Raw genomic sequence first — 16,540 nt, forward strand, 5'->3', positions numbered from 1 at the left:
GTTCAGGCCACGGCGCCGAGGTGCTTGGCGATCTCCGCGTTCACGTCCGCCTGGTGGTCGGCGAGGAAGAAGTGCCCACCCGCGAACACGCGCACCGTGAAGGTGCCTTCGGTGTGCTCGCGCCAGGCCTCGGCTTCGGCGAGCGTCGTCTTCGGGTCGGCGTCGCCGGTCAGCACGGCGATCGGGGCCGCGATCCGGCGGCCGGGCTCGCAGCGGTAGGTCTCGATCGCGGTGTAGTCGCCGCGGATCGACGGCAGCGCCAGCTGCAGCAGCTCGTCGTCGCCGAAGACCGCCGAGTCCGTGCCGTTGAGCAGCCGCAGCTCCGCGATCAGGCCCGCGTCGTCCCGCTCGTGGACGCGGTCCTCGCGTCGGGTCGACGGCGCCCGCCGGCCCGACGCGACGACGGTGGCCGGCGCGTTGGTCCCGGCCTGTTCCAGCCGGTACGCGGTCTCGAACGCGAGCACCGCGCCCATGCTGTGCCCGAAGAACACGGTCGGCTTGGCGCTCAGGGTGGCGAGCCGGCCGGCGATCTCGTCGGCGAGCTTGCCGAGGTCGTCGATGCAGGCCTCGCGCCGCCGGTCCTGCCGGCCCGGGTACTGCAGCGCCACGACCTCGGTGCCGGGGGAGAAGCGCGCGGAAACCGGGTGGAAGAAGCTCGCCGACCCGCCCGCGTGCGGGAAGCACACCAGGCGGGCGGGGCTGCCGGTGGCGTCGTGGAACCGGCGGACCCAGGCCGCCGTGTCGCCGTCTTCGCTGCGCAAGTCGTCCGTCCTCCGCGGTCGGGATATCGTCGTCACGACCAGTGAAACACGGCCGGTCCGGTGCTTTCGCCAGTTTCGCCGGACTGCGCCCGACCGGAGAGGCGCCGGTGGCCGCGACCACGTTCCTGTTCGTGCCGGGCGACCGGCCGGACCGCTTCGGCAAGGCCGCCGCGAGCGGCGCCGACGTCGTGCTGGTCGACCTCGAAGACGCGGTTGCCCCGGCGGACAAGGACGCCGCCCGGGCCGCGGTCGCGGAGTGGCTGGCCGGCGGCGGCCGGGCGATGGTGCGGATCAACGCGGCGGGCACCCCCTGGTTCGACGCCGACGCCGCCCTGGTGGCCGACCGCGGTGTCCCCGTGATGGTGCCCAAGGCGGCGACGCCGGGGGTGCTCGCCGGGTTCCGCGAGGTGGTGGCGCTGGTCGAGACCGCGCTCGGCGTCGAACGCGCGGGTGAGCTGGCCGCCGTTCCGTCGGTGACGCGCCTGGCGTTCGGCAGCGTCGACCTCGGCGCCGAGCTGGGCGTCGCGCCCGAAGACCCGGAGCCGTTCGCCTACGCGCGCTCGCGCCTGGTCGTGGCCTCGGCGGCGGCCGGGCTCGCGCCACCGGTCGACGGCGTCACCACGGACCTGGCCGACGGCGAACGGCTCGCCGCCGACGTCCGCTACGCCCGCCGCATGGGCTTCGCGGGCAAGCTTTGTGTGCACCCGAAGCAGATCGAACCGGTACGGGCCGGGTTCGCGCCGACGGAAGCCGAGCTGGCGTGGGCCCGCCGGGTCGTCACCGCGGGCGACTCGGTGTCTACTGTGGACGGAAAGATGGTCGACAAGCCGGTGCTGGCCCGGGCCCGCCGGATCCTGGGGGAGTAGCCGATGGCCCGGAAGACCCGGCAGGTCGGGCTGCGCCAGCCCCGCTCGGGTGACGACGAGTTCTGCTTCCAGCTGCACCGCGCCGCCCTCGGCGAGTACGTCGAGGCGATCTGGGGCTGGGACGAACCGGCGCAGCGCGCCCACCACGAGCAGCACTTCGACGCGGCGCGCACGCAGATCGTCACCGTCGACGGCCACGACGCCGGCGCGCTGGTCGTCGACGACACCGGGACAGACGTCGTCCTCGGCCGGATCGAGCTGGAGCCGCACCACCAGGGCCGCGGCATCGGCGGGCACGTCGTCCGAGCGCTGACCGCCGAAGCCGCTTCGCGTGGCCAGGACGTCGTCCTCGAGGTCCTCGACGTCAACACCCGCGCGAAGGCCTTCTACGAACGGCTCGGCTTCCGCGAGACCGGCCGGCCCCGGCCGCACAAGATCGCGATGCGCTACACGGCGCCCTGACGCCGCAACGCTTCCGCGTCGAACCCGAACTCCGTCAGCACGGCGTCGGTGTGCTCGCCGAGGGCCGGGACGGCGTCCATCCGCGGCGCCCGGCCCGGCACGGTGATCGGCGGGAGGGTCGCGCGGACGGGCCCGGCGGGCGTGCCGACCTCGGCGAACCGGTCCCGCGCGGTGAGCTGCGGGTGCGCCAGGACGTCCGGCAGCTCGCGGCGGCGCGCGTGGGCGATCCGGCCGGCCGTCAGGCGCTCTTCCAGCTGCGGGCCGGTCAGCGCGGCGAAGATCGTGCCGATCTCCTCCTCCAGCTCGCCGCGGTGCGCGACCCGGGCGCTGCCGGTGGCGAACCGGGCGTCGCTCACCCAGCCGGGCCGTTCGACGGCGTGCTCGCAGAACGCCGCCCACTCGCGGTCGTTCTGCACGGCCAGCACGAGCTCCGTGCCGTCGCCCGCGGTGAAGGTGCCGTAGGGCGCGATGGCCGGGTGGCTCGTGCCGGTCCGCGGTGGCGGGGTGCCGCCGTACCCGGCGTAGTACAGCGGGAAGCCCATCCACTCGACCAGCGAGTCGAACAGGCTCACCTCGAGCTCGGTGCCCGCGCCGGTGCGTTCGCGGTCGTAGAGCGCGGAAAGGATGCCGGAGAAGGCGTACATCCCGGCGCCGATGTCGGCGGCCGGGATCCCGCTCTTGGCCGGCTCGGCTTCGGTGCCGGTCACCGACACCAGCCCGGCCTCCGACTGGATGAGCAGGTCGTACGCCTTGGCGTCGCGGTAGGGCCCGCTGGAGCCGTAGCCCGACACCGAGCAGGTGATCAGCCGAGGCCGCGTCGCGCGGATCTCCGCCGCGCCGAGGCCGAGCCGTTCGGCCACGCCGGGCGCGAAGTTCTGCACGAACACGTCGGCCTCGTCGAGCAGCCTGGCCATGATCGCGGGCGCGGCGTCGCTCTTCAGGTCGAGCGTGACGCTCTCCTTCGACCGGTTCAGCCAGACGAAGTGGCTGGAGAGGCCGTGCACGGTTTCGTCGTAGGCACGGGCGAAATCGCCGCCGCCGGGCCGTTCGATCTTGAGCACCCGCGCCCCGAGGTCGGCGAGGTGCCGGGTGGCCAGCGGCGCGGCGACCGCCTGTTCGCAGGACACGACGGTGACGCCGTCGAGGGGCAGAGGCATTTCCGCATCCTGCCATCCGGGTGAAGCCCGGGCCCGGACCCTGCCCCGCCGCGGGCGCGGGGGAGAACACTGCGGGCACCGACCCGCGACTGGAGGGATCCCCCTTGTCCGCAGCTGCCGACGAAGCCCTGCTGTCCCTGGCCACCCCGGCCGGGCTCGCCGATCCGTACCCCGTTTACGCGAAGCTGCGCGAAGAGGCGCCGGTCTTCCGCAGCGAGGTCTACGACAGCTGGGTGGTCAGCCGGTTCGCCGACTGCCAGCCGCTGCTCGCCGACGGCACGAATTTCCTGGTCCTGGACGCGCAGTGGCGCGACGAGCATCGGCCGGGCTGGCGCGACAACCCGGCGATGGTGCTGCTGGCCGAGCTGCTGCCCTGGAAGAACCCGCCGGAGCACACCCGCGAACGCCGGCTGCTCATGCGCGACTTCACCGTCCGGCGCGTCCAGGCGCTGGAACCCGCGGTCCGCCGGTCCGTCGACCGCGTGCTGGACCGGTTCGCCGACGCGACGGCGGACGGCAGCGCGGCCGAGTTCGTCGGCACCGTGCTGTACCCGCTCGGCATGGCGGTGATCGGCGACCTGGTCGGGGTGCCCGAAGCCGACCACGACGAGCTCCGCCGGGTCACCGACCTGATCGGCAGGCAGGTCAACCCGGCGATGTCGGCGGACCTGCGCGCCGAGGTCGACGCGGCCGCCGTCGAGTACCGCGCCTACTTCGGCGGCCTCATCGAGCAACGGCGCGCTGAGCCGCGTGACGACCTGACGTCCGCGTTGCTCGCCGGGCCCGACGCCGGCACCGAGGACGTGCTCAGGTCGCTGGTCGTGCTGTTCGGCGGCGGTTACGAGACCACGGCCGGCGCGCTGGGCATCGGGATCCACGCCCTGCTGACCCACCCGGAGCAGTTCGCCCTGCTCGCCGGGGATCCCGGGCTGGCCGCCGGGGCGGCCGAGGAGATGCTGCGCTGGGACGGCTCCGCGCAGATGAGCCAGCGGGCGGCCGTCCGGCCGGCGGTGGTCGGCGGCGTCGAGCTGCCGGCGGGCGAGGCGATCGTGGTGCTCGGTGTTGGTCGTCGGAGCGGCCAACCGGGACCCCGCGCGGTTCGCCGACCCGGACCGCTTCGACATCACCCGCGACGGCGGCCGGGGCCTGTTCTTCGGCCACGGCCTGCACCTCTGCCTGGGCGCGGCCCTGGCCCGCCTGGAGATGACCGTCCTCTTGGAACAGATCGGCAAGCGGTTCCCGGCCCTGGCGCTCGGCGGCGAGGTGCAGCGCCGCCCGAACCCGGCGCTGCGCGGGATGGCCGCGCTGCCCCTGACGCGCTGACCCGGGCCACGGGCCGCACCGCCGGATGATCTCGCACCCGGGGTGTCCGGAGCAGCGTGAGCGCGGGAATACCGGGAAGTCCCCGGTAACCGCATGAAACCGTTGTGGACGGCCGCGGGCGGTGGGTAGCGTGCGGACCTCGGGAAACCGCGAGGGAGACGTGCGACGATGTACGCCGAGGAGCGCCATCAGGCCATCCTGGACATGGCCCGCACGAACGGCCGGGTGGACGTCGCGGCCCTGGCGACGCGGTTCGAGATCACCACGGAGACCGTCCGGCGCGACCTGACCGCCCTCGAACGCCGCGGGGTGCTGCGCCGCGTGCACGGCGGGGCCATCCCGGTCGACGCCGGGGTGGCGGACTTCGTGCTGCCCCACCGGGATCCCGCGATGGTCGTCGAGAAGCGCCGGATCGCCCGCGCCGCCCTCGACCTCGTACCCGACGAGGGCGCGATCCTGCTGGACGCCGGCAGCACGGTCGGCGAGCTGGCCGACATCCTGCCGGTGGACCGCGAGCTGACGGTCGTGACCAACGCCGTGACGATCGCGCTGGCCCTGTCCGGGCGCGGCAAGGTGACCGTGATGCTCGTCGGCGGCCGGGTCAAGGGCCGCACCCTCGCCGCGGTCGACAACTGGGCGCTGCGGGCGCTGGGCGACACCTACGTCGACGTCGCGTTCATGGCGACCGACGGCATCTCCGTGGCGCGGGGCCTCACGACCCCGGACTCGTCGGAGGCGATGGTCAAGCGCGCGGCGATCGCGGCCGCGCGGCGCACGGTCGTGCTGGCCGACCACAGCAAGGTGGGAAACGACCACTTCGCCCGGTTCGGGGACGTCGAAGACGTCGACACCCTGATCACCGACGACCGCGTCGACCTCGTGGCCGCCGACGAGATCCGCCGCGCCGGCACCCGGGTGCTCGCGGTCTGACGTCGCGGTTCCCGTTCCCCGGGACTCGCCGGGCCGGGTCGCCGCCGCCCTGGCAGGGTGGGCCCGGACCGGGCCGCGCCGGTCCGGGAGCGAGGACGGGAGACACGGTGGCTCTGCGGAGTGGCCTGCGGGCGGTGCCCGCGACGGAACTGGCCGGCCGGGACTGGGAGCTGCAGCTGCTCGTCGACCGGGCCCGCGGCGCGGCGCTCGGCGAGGGGCAGGCGGTGCTGCTGCGCGGCCCGGCCGGGATCGGGAAGACCAAGCTGCTGGCCGCCGCGCTCGACGAGCTGGACGGCGTCGCCCCGACGGTGCTCACGGTCGGCTGCCCGGAAAGCGGGTCCGCCGCCTACGAAGCCGTCCGCGCGCTGTTCGAGCCGCTGCGGCTCGACGGCGACGACCCGGAGGAGCTGCTCACCGGCAGCGCCCGGCTCGCGCTGCCCGCGCTCGTGCCGGAGCACGACGCCGCCGACAGCGCCGACACCTACTCCGTCATGTACGGCCTGCACTGGCTCACCGCGGGCCTGACCGCCCAGGGCCTCGTCGTGCTGGCCGTCGACGACGTCCAGTGGTGCGACGAGACGTCGTTGCGCTGGCTGGGTTTCCTGTTGCGCCGCGCGGAGAACCTGCCGCTGCTGGTGCTGATGACCCAGCGCACCGGACCCGACGAAGCCGGCCCCGAGGTGCTCGGCGAGATCGGCGCGACGCTGAGCTGCCTGACCGTCGACCTCTCGCCGCTGCCCGCCGAAGCCGTCGCGGACGTCCTGCGCGAGCGCTTCGGCGTGCCGCCGGACCCGGCGTTCGCCGCCAAGTGCGCCGAGGTCACCGGCGGCAACCCGTTCCTGCTCGACCGCGTGGTGGCGCGGCTGCGCGGCCAGGTCGTGCCGGACGCCGCGCACGTGGGGACGCTCGAGGAGCTCGGGCGCGAGGTGGTCGCGCGCTCGCTGCTGGACCGGCTGCCGTCCGACGCGTTCGCCGTCGCGCGCGCGATCGCCGTGCTGGGCGGGGAAAAGCTCGAGACGATCGCCGCGCTCGCGGGCACCCAGCCCGGACCCGCCGGTGGCGCCGTGCGGGCGCTGCGGGCGAACGAGCTGCTGCAGCCGGACCGGCTCGACTACGCCCACGACCTGATCCGCTCTGCGGTGCTGGCGGCCGTGCCGCCCGCCGAGCTGGCGGCGTTGCGCGAACGCGCGGCGACCCTGCTGAACGACAGCGGCCGTCCCACCGAGGACGTCGCGATCCTGCTGCTGCAGCTCGCCTCGGTGCCGCAGCCGTGGATGGTCAACGTGCTGCGCGACGCGGCGGCCGCGGCCGAGAGCCGGGGCGCGCCGGCGGCGGCCGCGCGGTACCTGGCGCGGGCGCTGCAGGCCGACGAGGACAGCGTCCAGCTGCTGGTGCAGCTGGCCCGGGTGCAGGGGCAGATCGACCCGAAGTCGTCGCTGCGGCACCTCGAGCACGCCCTCGACCTGGTCGCCGACCCGCGCCGCCGGGTCCCGATCGTGGTGCTGTACGCCCTGATCTCGCTGACGTCGCAGAACTCCCTGCGCGCCTTCGCCCTCGTCGGGGAGGTGCTCGACGCGCTGGAGGCCGAGCTGGGGCCGGACCCGTCCCCGGCGGACAAGTCCCTGCGCACGCTCGCCGAGTCGGTGCTGCTGATCTCCGGCATGGACGAGAAGTCCACGGTCGGGCAGGTCGGCGCGCGTTTCCGCGACGTCGTCCCGCCGGACGGCGACACCGCGGAGGAACGGCAGCTGCTGGGCATGCTCGCGTCCCTGGGCACCCTGCAGGGCCGTCCCGCGGCCGAGGTGGCCGCCCAGGCCGGGCAGGTGCTGCGGATCGGGGACGTCGCACCCGGCGGCTGGGCGGTGCTCGGTGCGGTGCTCGCGCTGTACCTCGCCGACCACGTCGGGCCGGCGCTGGGCGCGATCAACGAGCTGCTGGCCCACGCCCAGCGCCGCGGCGAGGCCTGGACGTACACCCTGGGGGCCAGCACCCGCGCGCTCATCCACCAGTTCACCGGCAACCTGCCCGAGGCGCTGGCGGACGCGCAGTTCTCCTTCGACGTCGTGACGCAGGAACGCTGGGCGCCCGGGGTGACCATGCCGCAGGCCGCGCTCGGCGCGATGCTCGTGCGCCAGGGAGACCCGGTCCGCGCGGAGGAGGTGCTGGACACCGTCGTCCGGCCGCGGCTGGAGAACTTCACGCTGGAGTACCACTGGTTCCTGATGGCCAGGGCCCGGGCGCGGGCGGCGCTCGGCGACCCGGAGGGCGCGCTGGTGTACCTGCGCCGGTGCGGGGACAGCCTCGCCGACGCCGGGATCGAGAACCCGGTGATGTCGCCGTGGTGGTACGACACGACCGAGCTGCTCGCCGGTCTCGGCCGGGTGAGCGAGGGCGTCGCCACGATTGAGGCCGTCGAAGAGGCGGCCGCCCGGTGGGGCACGGCGCGGGCGGCCGGGATGGCCATGACCGCGCGTGCCCTGGTGACCCACGGCGACGCGGGCGTCGAGCTGCTCGAAGAGGCCGTGGAGCTGCTGGCGGGATCGCCCGCGAAACTGGAGCACGCCAAGGCCGAGTACCTGCTCGGCCGGCGGCTGCTGCGGCGTGGCGACGCCGAGGGCGCGCGGGAACGGCTGCGCCGGTCGATCGACCTTTCCGTGCTCAGCCGGGACAAACAGCTGCTCGGCCTGGCGCTGCCCGCGCTCGCGGAGGCGGGCGGGCGGATGCGCAGCGGCACGGCGTCGCCGGCCGACGCGCTGAGCGGCAGCGAGCGGCGGGTGGCCGAACGGGCGGTGGAGGGCGTGACCAACCGCGAGATCGCGGAGTCGCTGTTCCTGACCCAGCGGACGGTCGAGCTGCACCTCACGAGCGTCTACCGGAAGCTGGGCATCAAGGGCCGCGGGGAGCTGGCGCAGGCCCTGCGGGCGTGGTGACCGGTCACGGATGGTGAGGTCTTGCCCGCGTTTGCATACGGGACTGGTCGTGCGGGCAGAGATTCCCCGGCCGGGTGCGGGCCCGACGGCGGTGTTCGGGTCCGAGTTGTAACCTTCGGTGCAGAATCGCTCGTCTGAGCGTCACCGATCGAGACGGTGGGAGGTCGCCGATGCCCGACCTCCAGACACGCTGGGTCACCGGCTCGGACGTCCGGGTCATCGGGCGCGATCGCGAACTGAGGGTCGTCACCGAGCTGGTCGACGACGTCGCCGCCGGGCGCTCGGGCCGGTTGGCCCTCTCCGGGGTTTCCGGCGTCGGCCGCAGCACCCTCGTCCACCGCGTGGTGGCCGCGGCGCAGGCTCGTGGGGTGGCCGCCGCCGTCGCGTCCTGCTCGCCGGTCGAGGCGGAGATCCCGTACGGCGCGGTGTCCCAGCTGATCGCCGGGCTGTACCCGCCGGCCCGGTTCGCGGAGCTGGCGACGGCGTGTTTCGGCGGCGACTGCGCGACCCCGGTCGCGCTGCTGTGTGACGCGTTCACCGAGCTGGCCCGGGAGCGCCCGGTGGTCCTCGCGGTCGACGACCTGCAGTGGGCGGACTCCTGGTCGCTCGCCTGGTTCGACGCGATGGCCCGGCGGGCCGACGAGGCCCCGGTGCTGCTCGTCTCGGCCGCCCACGACCGGCTTTCCCGCTACCTGGACCAGCCTTCCCCGGTGCGCGAACTGGCGCTGGACCCGCTCGGCGCCGCGGAGACCACCGAGCTGCTCGAAGACGCGCTGGGCGTGCCGGCCGGCGAGGCGTTCGCCGCCGCGGTGCTGGGGGTCACCCGCGGCCGCCCGGCCGTGCTGCGTGAGCTGGCCGACCGGTTCACCGAGCGCGGCCTGCCGCCCGGGCCCGAGCAGATCCCGGAACTGGTGACGCTGGCCAGGGCGGTCACCACCGAGCGGGCGGAGCGGCTGATCCGCGGCCTGCCGGCCGGCTCGCTCGAACTGCTGCGCGTGCTGGCCGTCTGCGGGACGGAGCTGGGCTTCGAGGTCGCCGGTTCGCTGGCCCGCCTTAGTACGAAAGGCATGCCGGACGCGCTGGCCCCCCTGGTCGCGAGCGGCCTGGTGACGGCGTCCGACTCGCCCCGGCTGGCCGACCCCCACCTCGGCGTGGACGTCCTGGCCGCAATGGACCCGGACGCGCGCGCCGAGCTGTACCTGCGGGCGGCGGAGCTGGGCCGTCGAGCGGGAGCCGGGGCCCCGGCCGTCGCGGACCTGCTCTGCGCGGCCCCGCCGGTCGGCCACTCCTGGGCAGCGGCGGTACTGACCGAGGCCTCGGCGCAACGGTTCCGCCAGGGCCGTCCCGGCCCGGCGGCGGAGGCCCTGCGGAGGGCCCTGGCCGAGCCAATGGAACCAGGCGACCGCGGAGCGGTGCTGACCCGCTTGGCGGCGATCGAGGTCGCGACGGCCCCGGAGGCGAGCGACGGCCGGTTGCGGCAGATCCTGACGTCGCCAGAACTGCGCTCGCTGCCTTCGGTGGTCACGGCAGCGGACCTGCTGCTGGCCCGGGGCGACGCGGAGACGACGCGGCAGGCGGCTTCGGAGCTTTGTACGGCAGCGGGAGTGGGTTCGCTGTCGTCTGCGGCGGAGCTGCCTCCTGCCTGGAGTCATGCCGATGCGACCCGCGCGGCGGTTTCGCGACGCCTATGGGGTTCGGCGCCCTCCGCGGCCGATCCGCTGCCTGCTCGCGGCACGGAGGCGACCCACCAAGCCGCGTTGGAAATGGGCGCATCGCCGGAACTGTCGTCCGTCGCTGACCTGCTGCTTGGTCGGGGTGATGCCGAGGCGACAGGGCAGGAGGCGGGTTTGTTCCCGGCTGCGGCGGATCTGCCGCTTGGCCGGAGCGATCCCGAGACAACTCGCCAAACCGCGTCGCCCTTGCCGCGCGCGGCGGCGGCCGCCTTGAGCGCCCTCGGCTGGCTTGCCCAGGAAGAAGCATCCGCCGAGCCCGAACTCCCGGTGACCCCCCTTCCCGAACCCGCGCCAGGACCCGCGCAGGCAGGGGTCGCCGCCTGGCGGCTGGCCACTCGCGCCGAGCACCGGGACCGCGTGCGCGAACTCGCGCATACCGCGCTGGCCGCCCGCGACGACGCGCCGATGATGCCGCGGATTGCCGCCTGCCGCGCGTTGATCTGTTGCCATGACCTCGACGAAGCGACCTCTGGGCTGACCGAGCTGGTCACCGAGGCCCGCCGCCGGGAGGCGCGGCCGGTGGCCGCTCAGGCGTTGCTTTACCGGGCGGTCGCGGCGGTGCACGGGGACCGGCCGGAGGAGGCCGTGCTCGATCTTGCCGCGGCTCGGCGGGAGCTGCCGCCCGGTAGCTGGCACCCGGCACTCGTCTCGCGGCGGATTGCGGGGGAGCTGACCGCGCTGGTCCGGCTCGGGCGGCTCGGCGAGGCGCGGGACCTGGCCGTCGCGCCGGTGCCCCACGGGGCGGAAAACGGCGTGGGCTGGGCCTTCCTGCTTTACGCGCGCGCCGAGCTGGCCCGCGCCACCGGCGAGCCGGAAAGCGCTCTCTCCGCGTTGCGCGAGTGCGGCCGGATGCTGCGGTCGCGGCACTGGGTCAACCCGATGCTCGTGCCGTGGCGGACGATGGCCGGGATCGCGCTGTGGCAGCTCGGCGAGCCGGACGCCGCCGAGACGCTCTTCGCCGAAGAACTGGGGATCGCCCGGCGCTGGGGGACCGGGGACGTGCTCGAAGCCGTCCGGGAACGGGCGCTGGCCGACGCCGGGCTCGGCGTCCCGGTCCAGGCGAGCCGTCCGGCCGAGCCGGTGCGGCGCCCGAGCACGCCTAGCACCGACGGCCTTTCCCCGGGTGAGCGGGACGTCGCGGCGCTCGCGGCCGAGGGGCTGGCCAACCGCGAGATCGCGGAGCGGCTGTCGATCGCCCTGCGCACGGTCGAACTGCGGCTGACGAAGGTCTACCGCAAGCTCGGCGTCAAGGGCCGGTCCGGGCTCGCCCAGACGTGGGCCGACACGCGGCGGGAGGGATGATCGCGTGCTCCTGGAACGCGAAACCGAACTCGCCGTGCTGGAGACGGCCGTGTCCGAAGTGGACGCGGGAACCGGCGCGCTGCTGCTGATCGACGGGGCCGCCGGCGCGGGCGGCACCGCCTTGCTGCGGCACCTCGCGATCGTCGGCGGCCGGCACGGGGCCCGCGTGCTGCGGGCCGGCGGGGCGCAGCTCGAACGCGGGTTCCCGCTGGGGGTCGTCCGGCAGCTGACCCTGCCGCTGCTCGCCGCGCCCGAAGAGGGCGACGTCCCGGTCGTCGCCCGCAAGATGCTCGGCGCGCTGCTGGGCGGGTCCGCGCAGGACCCGCCGCCCGCGATGCCGGCGATCGCGACCGTGCTCCACGGCCTGCACACCCTGCTGGTGGGGCTCGGCGAAGACCGGACCGTCGTCCTGCTCGTCGACGACCTGCACTGGGCCGACGAGCTTTCGCTGCGTGCGCTGGCGTTCCTGACCGCGCGCCTGCGCGGGATGCGCGTGCTGATCGGCGTGGTGCTGCAGGACGGCGCCGGCACCCGTGACCCGCTGGTCCAGGAGATCGTGCGCGCCGCCCGGTACCGCGTGCGCGCCGAGCCGCTTTCCGTTGCGGCGACCGGGAAACTCGTCGGCGCCCAGTTCGGCTCCGGGTACGACCCGGAGTTCGCCGAGGCGTGCCACGAGATCACCGGCGGCAGCCCGAAGGAACTGCGCACCCTGCTCGGCCGGGCGTTCTCCCACCGCCTCGGCGGCCGGGCGGGGGAGTGCGAGCGGGTGCACGCGCTCGGCGGCTCGTTCCGGCAGGAACGGCTGCGGTTCCTGTTCCGGCGCGACCCCGCGGTCGAGGCGTTCGGCCGGGCCGTCGTGGTGCTCGGCGCGCACGCCCGGCTGGACCTGGCCGGGCGGCTGAGCGGGATCGATCCCGGCGGGTGCGCCGCGGCGCGCGCGGCGCTCGAAGGCACCTGGGTGACGGTGACCCCGGAGCGCACGGTCGTGCCCGAACCCGGGCTCGTGCGCGTCGTCGAAGAGTCGATGACGGCGGCCGAGGCGGCGGCCGCGCACCGGGCCGCGGCCGAGCTGCTGACCGAGTGCGGTTTCCCGCCCGAGGACGTCGCCGTGCAGCTGCTGCAGGTCGACACCCTGCGCGACGGCCGCGAGATCGAGCAGCTGCGCTCGGCCGCCGTCGCCGCCCGCCGCCGCGGCGCCCCGGACGCCGCGGCCCGGTACCTCCGGCGCGCCCTGCTGGACCTGCCGCCGGGCAGCGCCGGGCGCGCCCGGCTGCTCGTCGAGCTGGCCGCGGCGGAGCTGGACCTCGACCCGGGCTCGGCCGTCCGGCACCTGGCCCAGGCCGCCCCGCTGCTGCCGACGGTGCGCGACCGCGCCGCGGCGGTGTCGTGGATCCCGCTCGCCGTCGCGGCGAGCGGGCCGCTGGTGTCGGAGCTCGTCCGCGACGTCGCCGAGCACCTCGGCCCGGCCGGCTCCCTCGACGGTTACGACCGCGAGCTGGCGCTGCGGCTCGAAGCCCGGACCTGGTACGCGGGCCTGGACGATCCCGGCCGGCTCGCGGACGCCCACCGCCGCCTCGCCGAGCTGCGCGGCGGGCCGTTCGGGCCCGGCGCGGCGGAGCGGGAGCTGCGGTCGGTGCTGCTGCTGGCCGGCATGCTGACCGGCCGGGCGGACGCCGCCGGGACCGTCCGGCACGCCGCCGAGATCCTCGACCACGAACCCGCGCACTCGGGCCGGGCGTGGTCGGTGCTGCGGATCGTGCCGCTGCTGCTGGCCGTGGCCGAGCGGAGCGACGTCGCCCGGCCGTGGCTGGCGGCCGCCCGCGAGCACGCCGGACGCGCCGGGACCCCGGCGGCCCTGGCGCAGGTCGACGCGCAGCAGGCCCTGGGCCTGCTCTCCCGCGGCGACCTGACGGCGGCCCGGGAGTACGCCGTGCGAGCGTTCGAAGTGGCCGACCCGGGCCGGCCGGACACGCTCGTGCTGCCCGCGATGGCGCTCGGATCGGTGGCGTTCGCGACCCGGGACAAGGTCCTGGCGGTGCGCGTCCTGGAAGTCACGGCCGGGACGGGTGACCTGTCGCTGTTCGCCATCCGCCGGTCCCTGCGCGGCATGCTGGCGGCCGGGCGCGGGGACGTCGAGGCCGCGCTCGCGCAGTTCCTCGACTGCGGGCGCCGGCTCGACCGGGCGGGCTGGCAGAACCCGGTGCTGTACCCGTGGCGGCCCGCGGCGGCGGTCCTGTCGGCCCGGCTGGGACGCCGCGACGAGGCCGTGCGGCTGGCCGGGGAGTACCACCAGCGGGCCGCGGCGTGGGGGTCACCCGCGCTGCTGGGCCGCGCGCTGCGCATTCAGGCTTTCGTAATGGAAGGCGAGGACGGAATCCACCGGCTGCGGGAATCCGTCGAACTGCTGGACACTTCGGAAAACCGTTTCGAACTGGCCAAGTCGTGTCTCGAACTGGGGGACCGGCTCCGGGAAACGCACCCCGGGGAAGCGGAACGGCTCCTCGCGCGGGGGCACCGGCTGGCCGAACAATGCGGCGCGGCCTGGCTCGCCGACCACGGGGACGGGCTGTTCCTGCCCGCCGAACGGACGCGCGTGCCGGCCCGGCGCCCCGAACTGACCCGCGGCGAAGCCACCGTGGCCGAACTCGCGGCCCAGGGCCGCACCAATTCCGAGATCGCCGTCGAACTGCGGATCAGCCGCCGTGCGGTCGAGAAGCACCTGACGAGTTCTTACCGTAAGTTGCGGATCGAAGGCCGTCCCGACCTCGCGGGCGCGCTGGGTGTCGGGTCCGGCACACGCTGATCCCGGCCGCCCCGGCGAGCCGCCTCGAAGCGAAGCTCCGCCGACGGGCTCCCTAAATGTTTCTTAAGTCCCCAGGTTACCCGCTCGCATTATCTCGCGGCACGCTCTCGTGAACGTGTTTCAGGTTTTCGGCAGGCGTTGGTTCGGACCTTTCACGCGGTTTTCCGGCGGGGAATGGAGAGCCGTGCGGCTCGATGTGGGTATGTGTGGGTTCGCGTGGGATCTCACACAGAGTGGTCCTGTCGGACAGGTCCGGCCGGTGAGTGCCGCCGTGACCGGTTCCGAGAGTGTTTTCCCAGCTCAGCGGGTACCGCACCACAACGGACCGCACCGTACCGTACCGGTCCGTGCGGGCACCGCAGGCTTAAGGCGCGCGCCGCCACACTGTTGACTTGGTTGTTTTTCGCTCCATAGACTGCAGATAACAGAGCATCGCCGGTTTCTCCGGCGGAGCACCGGGGAAAAGCACATCGGCGCGTCAGATCCCGGGCGGAATTCCGCTTCGCGTGACCTGAGAGGAATGGTCGAAAGCCATGAATGCGAGCACCGTCATCGACGAGAAAGCACCGCCCGGCCGCATTTCGAGCGAATACCGCGACTTCTACTGGTCGCTGTTCGAACAGTCCGGGATGTGCATGGCGAACCTCGATCTGGGGCTGCGGGTGGTCGAGGCCAACCAGTACTTCACGCGCCAGTTCGGCTGCAGCACCCAGCACGTGCGCGGCAAGAGCTTCTGCGAGTTCCTCCACCCGAGCGTGCAGGGCCGCGTCCAGCACCAGCTGACCCGCCTCGCCGAAGGACGGCACCCGCGCTTCGCCGAGCAGATGGTCGCGGTCGGCGCGAAGGAGGCCGCCTTCGCCGGTGAGCTGACCGGCATCGGCGTCCGCGGTCGCGCCGGCCGCGTCGACACCCTGCTCGTGCTGGTGCACCCGGACCGCGCCGAGACCGCACCGAAGATGGCCGCCAGCAACCAGAAGCTGCTCTCGCCGGTGGACGCGCGCATCCTCGAGGGCGTGGCGGCGGGGGAGTCGACCGTCCAGCTGGCCGCGAAGCTGTTCCTGTCCCGCGGCGGCGTCGAGTACCACGTCACGACGTTGCTCCGGAAGCTCAAGGTGACCAACCGGCCGGCCCTGGTGTCCAAGGGCTATTCGATGGGCATCCTCGGTATCGGCCAGTGGCCGCCGCGGGTGCGTCCCGAGTACATCCGCTGAGCCGCGCGGGGTCAGACCGCGCGGGCGATGGCGATGTTGCCCGCCAGCCGTTCCCCTGCCTCGTAGATCATGTACTCGTGCCCCTGGTAGGTGCCGAAGCTCGGCGCCGCGCTCCGGCCGTTGTCCGGGGCGCCGCTGAGGGAGTCGTGGAACACGCCGAGGTGGTTGCGCTTCGAGAAGTCGTTGCCCACCTCGGTGATCATCAGGTTGCCGCCGTGCGCGATGTCGGTGTTGTAGACGACGTACGTGCTGTTGTTGCGGGACAGCAGGTGCGGCCCGCCGATGTCGTTCGCGCCGACGTCGGTGTGCTTGACGAGCGGGGTCTGCGAGAACGTCCAGTTCAGCGCGTCGGGTGACCAGCCCCAGCCGATGTCGCGGTGGTTGGTAGTGTTGTTGATCATGAAGACCATGACGTACCGCGCGTTCTTCGACGGCAGGTCCTGCCGGAACACCCGCGCGTAGGACGTCTCGGTCGTGCCGGCGGGCTGCAGCCGGGTGGACAGGACCTCCTTCTCGTAGCTGAAGTGGATGCCGTCGGCCGAACTGGCGAGCCGGGTCACCGTGTTCTCGCCGTGGAAGTACAGGTAGATCCGCTTGACGTCGTCGTTCCACAGCGCGTGCGGCGACGAGACGTGGCTGACCGAGTACTCGCCGGGCCACGAGTTCTTGATGATCGGGTTGCCCGCGTACTCGGTGAACTCCTCGTCCAGCGTGTTCGCGTAGGCCAGGCAGATCCCGCCCGGCGCGTCGTGCGGGGCGTAGTAGAGGTAGTACGCGCCGAGCGCGTTCGGGATCCGGCCCGCGGTCCCGCGGATGCAGGGGAAGATCAGCTCGCCCGTCGGGTTGTACTTGAGCTTGCTCTTCACCAGCGCGAGCCGCTGGTAGCGGTAGTCGGGGAAACCGGCCGGGGCCGCGTTCGCCGTGATCGGCAGGAAGGCGCCCGCGCCGAGCGCGGCGGCCCCGGTCAGCAGGCCGCGTCGGGTGAGGGACATGAGCCGCTCCTTCGTCTTCGAAGTCTTCGCGTTCCGGCGACGGTGGCACGCGCTGAACGACGAAGTCAAT

The 16,540-nt window shown here is 74.0% G+C and carries 11 protein-coding genes; 8 read left to right on the forward strand and 3 right to left on the reverse strand.

All coding sequences use genetic code 11. The annotated features are described in order from the left end of the window. Positions 1-2 precede the first annotated feature (2 nt). On the reverse strand, positions 3-761 hold the full coding sequence (locus tag VA596_RS16300; RefSeq protein WP_323327911.1) for a thioesterase II family protein: 759 nt from the start codon (positions 759-761) through the stop codon (positions 3-5). 107 nt (positions 762-868) lie between these two features. On the opposite strand from VA596_RS16300, the gene VA596_RS16305 reads away from it, so the two are divergent. Both VA596_RS16305 and VA596_RS16310 read left to right on the forward strand, forming a co-directional pair. Further along, the gene (locus tag VA596_RS16305) at positions 869-1,627 is read left to right on the forward strand and encodes an HpcH/HpaI aldolase/citrate lyase family protein (protein ID WP_323327913.1); all 759 of its coding nucleotides are present in this window, start codon (positions 869-871) and stop codon (positions 1,625-1,627) included. Positions 1,628-1,630: 3 nt separating this feature from the next. After that, positions 1,631-2,089 (forward strand): GNAT family N-acetyltransferase, encoded by a 459-nt coding sequence (locus tag VA596_RS16310; protein WP_323327915.1) that lies wholly within the window; start codon positions 1,631-1,633, stop codon positions 2,087-2,089. Here VA596_RS16310 and VA596_RS16315 read toward each other — a convergent pair. Continuing rightward, complete coding sequence (locus VA596_RS16315) at positions 2,074-3,246, reverse strand: CaiB/BaiF CoA transferase family protein (protein ID WP_323327917.1); 1,173 nt, start codon at positions 3,244-3,246, stop codon at positions 2,074-2,076. The two genes, VA596_RS16310 and VA596_RS16315, sit on opposite strands and share 16 nt — an antisense overlap. Positions 3,247-3,350: 104 nt before the next feature. Here VA596_RS16315 and VA596_RS50815 point away from each other — a divergent pair, with 104 nt between their 5' ends. The 6 genes from VA596_RS50815 to VA596_RS16350 all read left to right on the forward strand — a co-directional run bounded on the left by VA596_RS50815 (position 3,351) and on the right by VA596_RS16350 (position 15,478). After that, positions 3,351-4,598, forward strand: coding sequence for a cytochrome P450 (locus tag VA596_RS50815; protein ID WP_458364011.1), 1,248 nt, complete (start codon positions 3,351-3,353; stop codon positions 4,596-4,598). Positions 4,599-4,737: 139 nt separating this feature from the next. Further along, positions 4,738-5,499: a DeoR/GlpR family DNA-binding transcription regulator gene (locus tag VA596_RS16330; RefSeq protein WP_323327924.1), complete on the forward strand. Its 762-nt coding sequence runs from the start codon at positions 4,738-4,740 to the stop codon at positions 5,497-5,499. Between the two features lie 107 nt (positions 5,500-5,606). After that, positions 5,607-8,429, forward strand: a complete 2,823-nt coding sequence (locus tag VA596_RS16335) for an AAA family ATPase (protein WP_323327926.1) — start codon at positions 5,607-5,609, stop codon at positions 8,427-8,429. A gap of 170 nt (positions 8,430-8,599) precedes the next feature. Beyond that, complete coding sequence (locus VA596_RS16340) at positions 8,600-11,464, forward strand: helix-turn-helix transcriptional regulator (protein ID WP_323327928.1); 2,865 nt, start codon at positions 8,600-8,602, stop codon at positions 11,462-11,464. Between the two features lie 4 nt (positions 11,465-11,468). After that, complete coding sequence (locus tag VA596_RS16345; protein WP_323327930.1) at positions 11,469-14,267, forward strand: AAA family ATPase; 2,799 nt, start codon at positions 11,469-11,471, stop codon at positions 14,265-14,267. Between the two features lie 533 nt (positions 14,268-14,800). After that, positions 14,801-15,478 carry a helix-turn-helix transcriptional regulator gene (locus VA596_RS16350; protein WP_323327932.1) on the forward strand — a complete coding sequence of 226 codons (678 nt, stop codon included), beginning with the start codon at positions 14,801-14,803 and terminating at the stop codon, positions 15,476-15,478. Positions 15,479-15,489: 11 nt separating this feature from the next. On the opposite strand, the gene VA596_RS16355 is transcribed toward VA596_RS16350, so the two are convergent. Then, on the reverse strand, positions 15,490-16,470 hold the full coding sequence (locus VA596_RS16355) for a glycoside hydrolase family protein (RefSeq protein WP_323327934.1): 981 nt from the start codon (positions 16,468-16,470) through the stop codon (positions 15,490-15,492). Positions 16,471-16,540: the final 70 nt, after the last annotated feature.

The sequence above is a fragment of the Amycolatopsis heterodermiae genome (assembly GCF_034929455.1).
GTDB classification, from domain to species: Bacteria; Actinomycetota; Actinomycetes; order Mycobacteriales; family Pseudonocardiaceae; genus Amycolatopsis; species Amycolatopsis heterodermiae.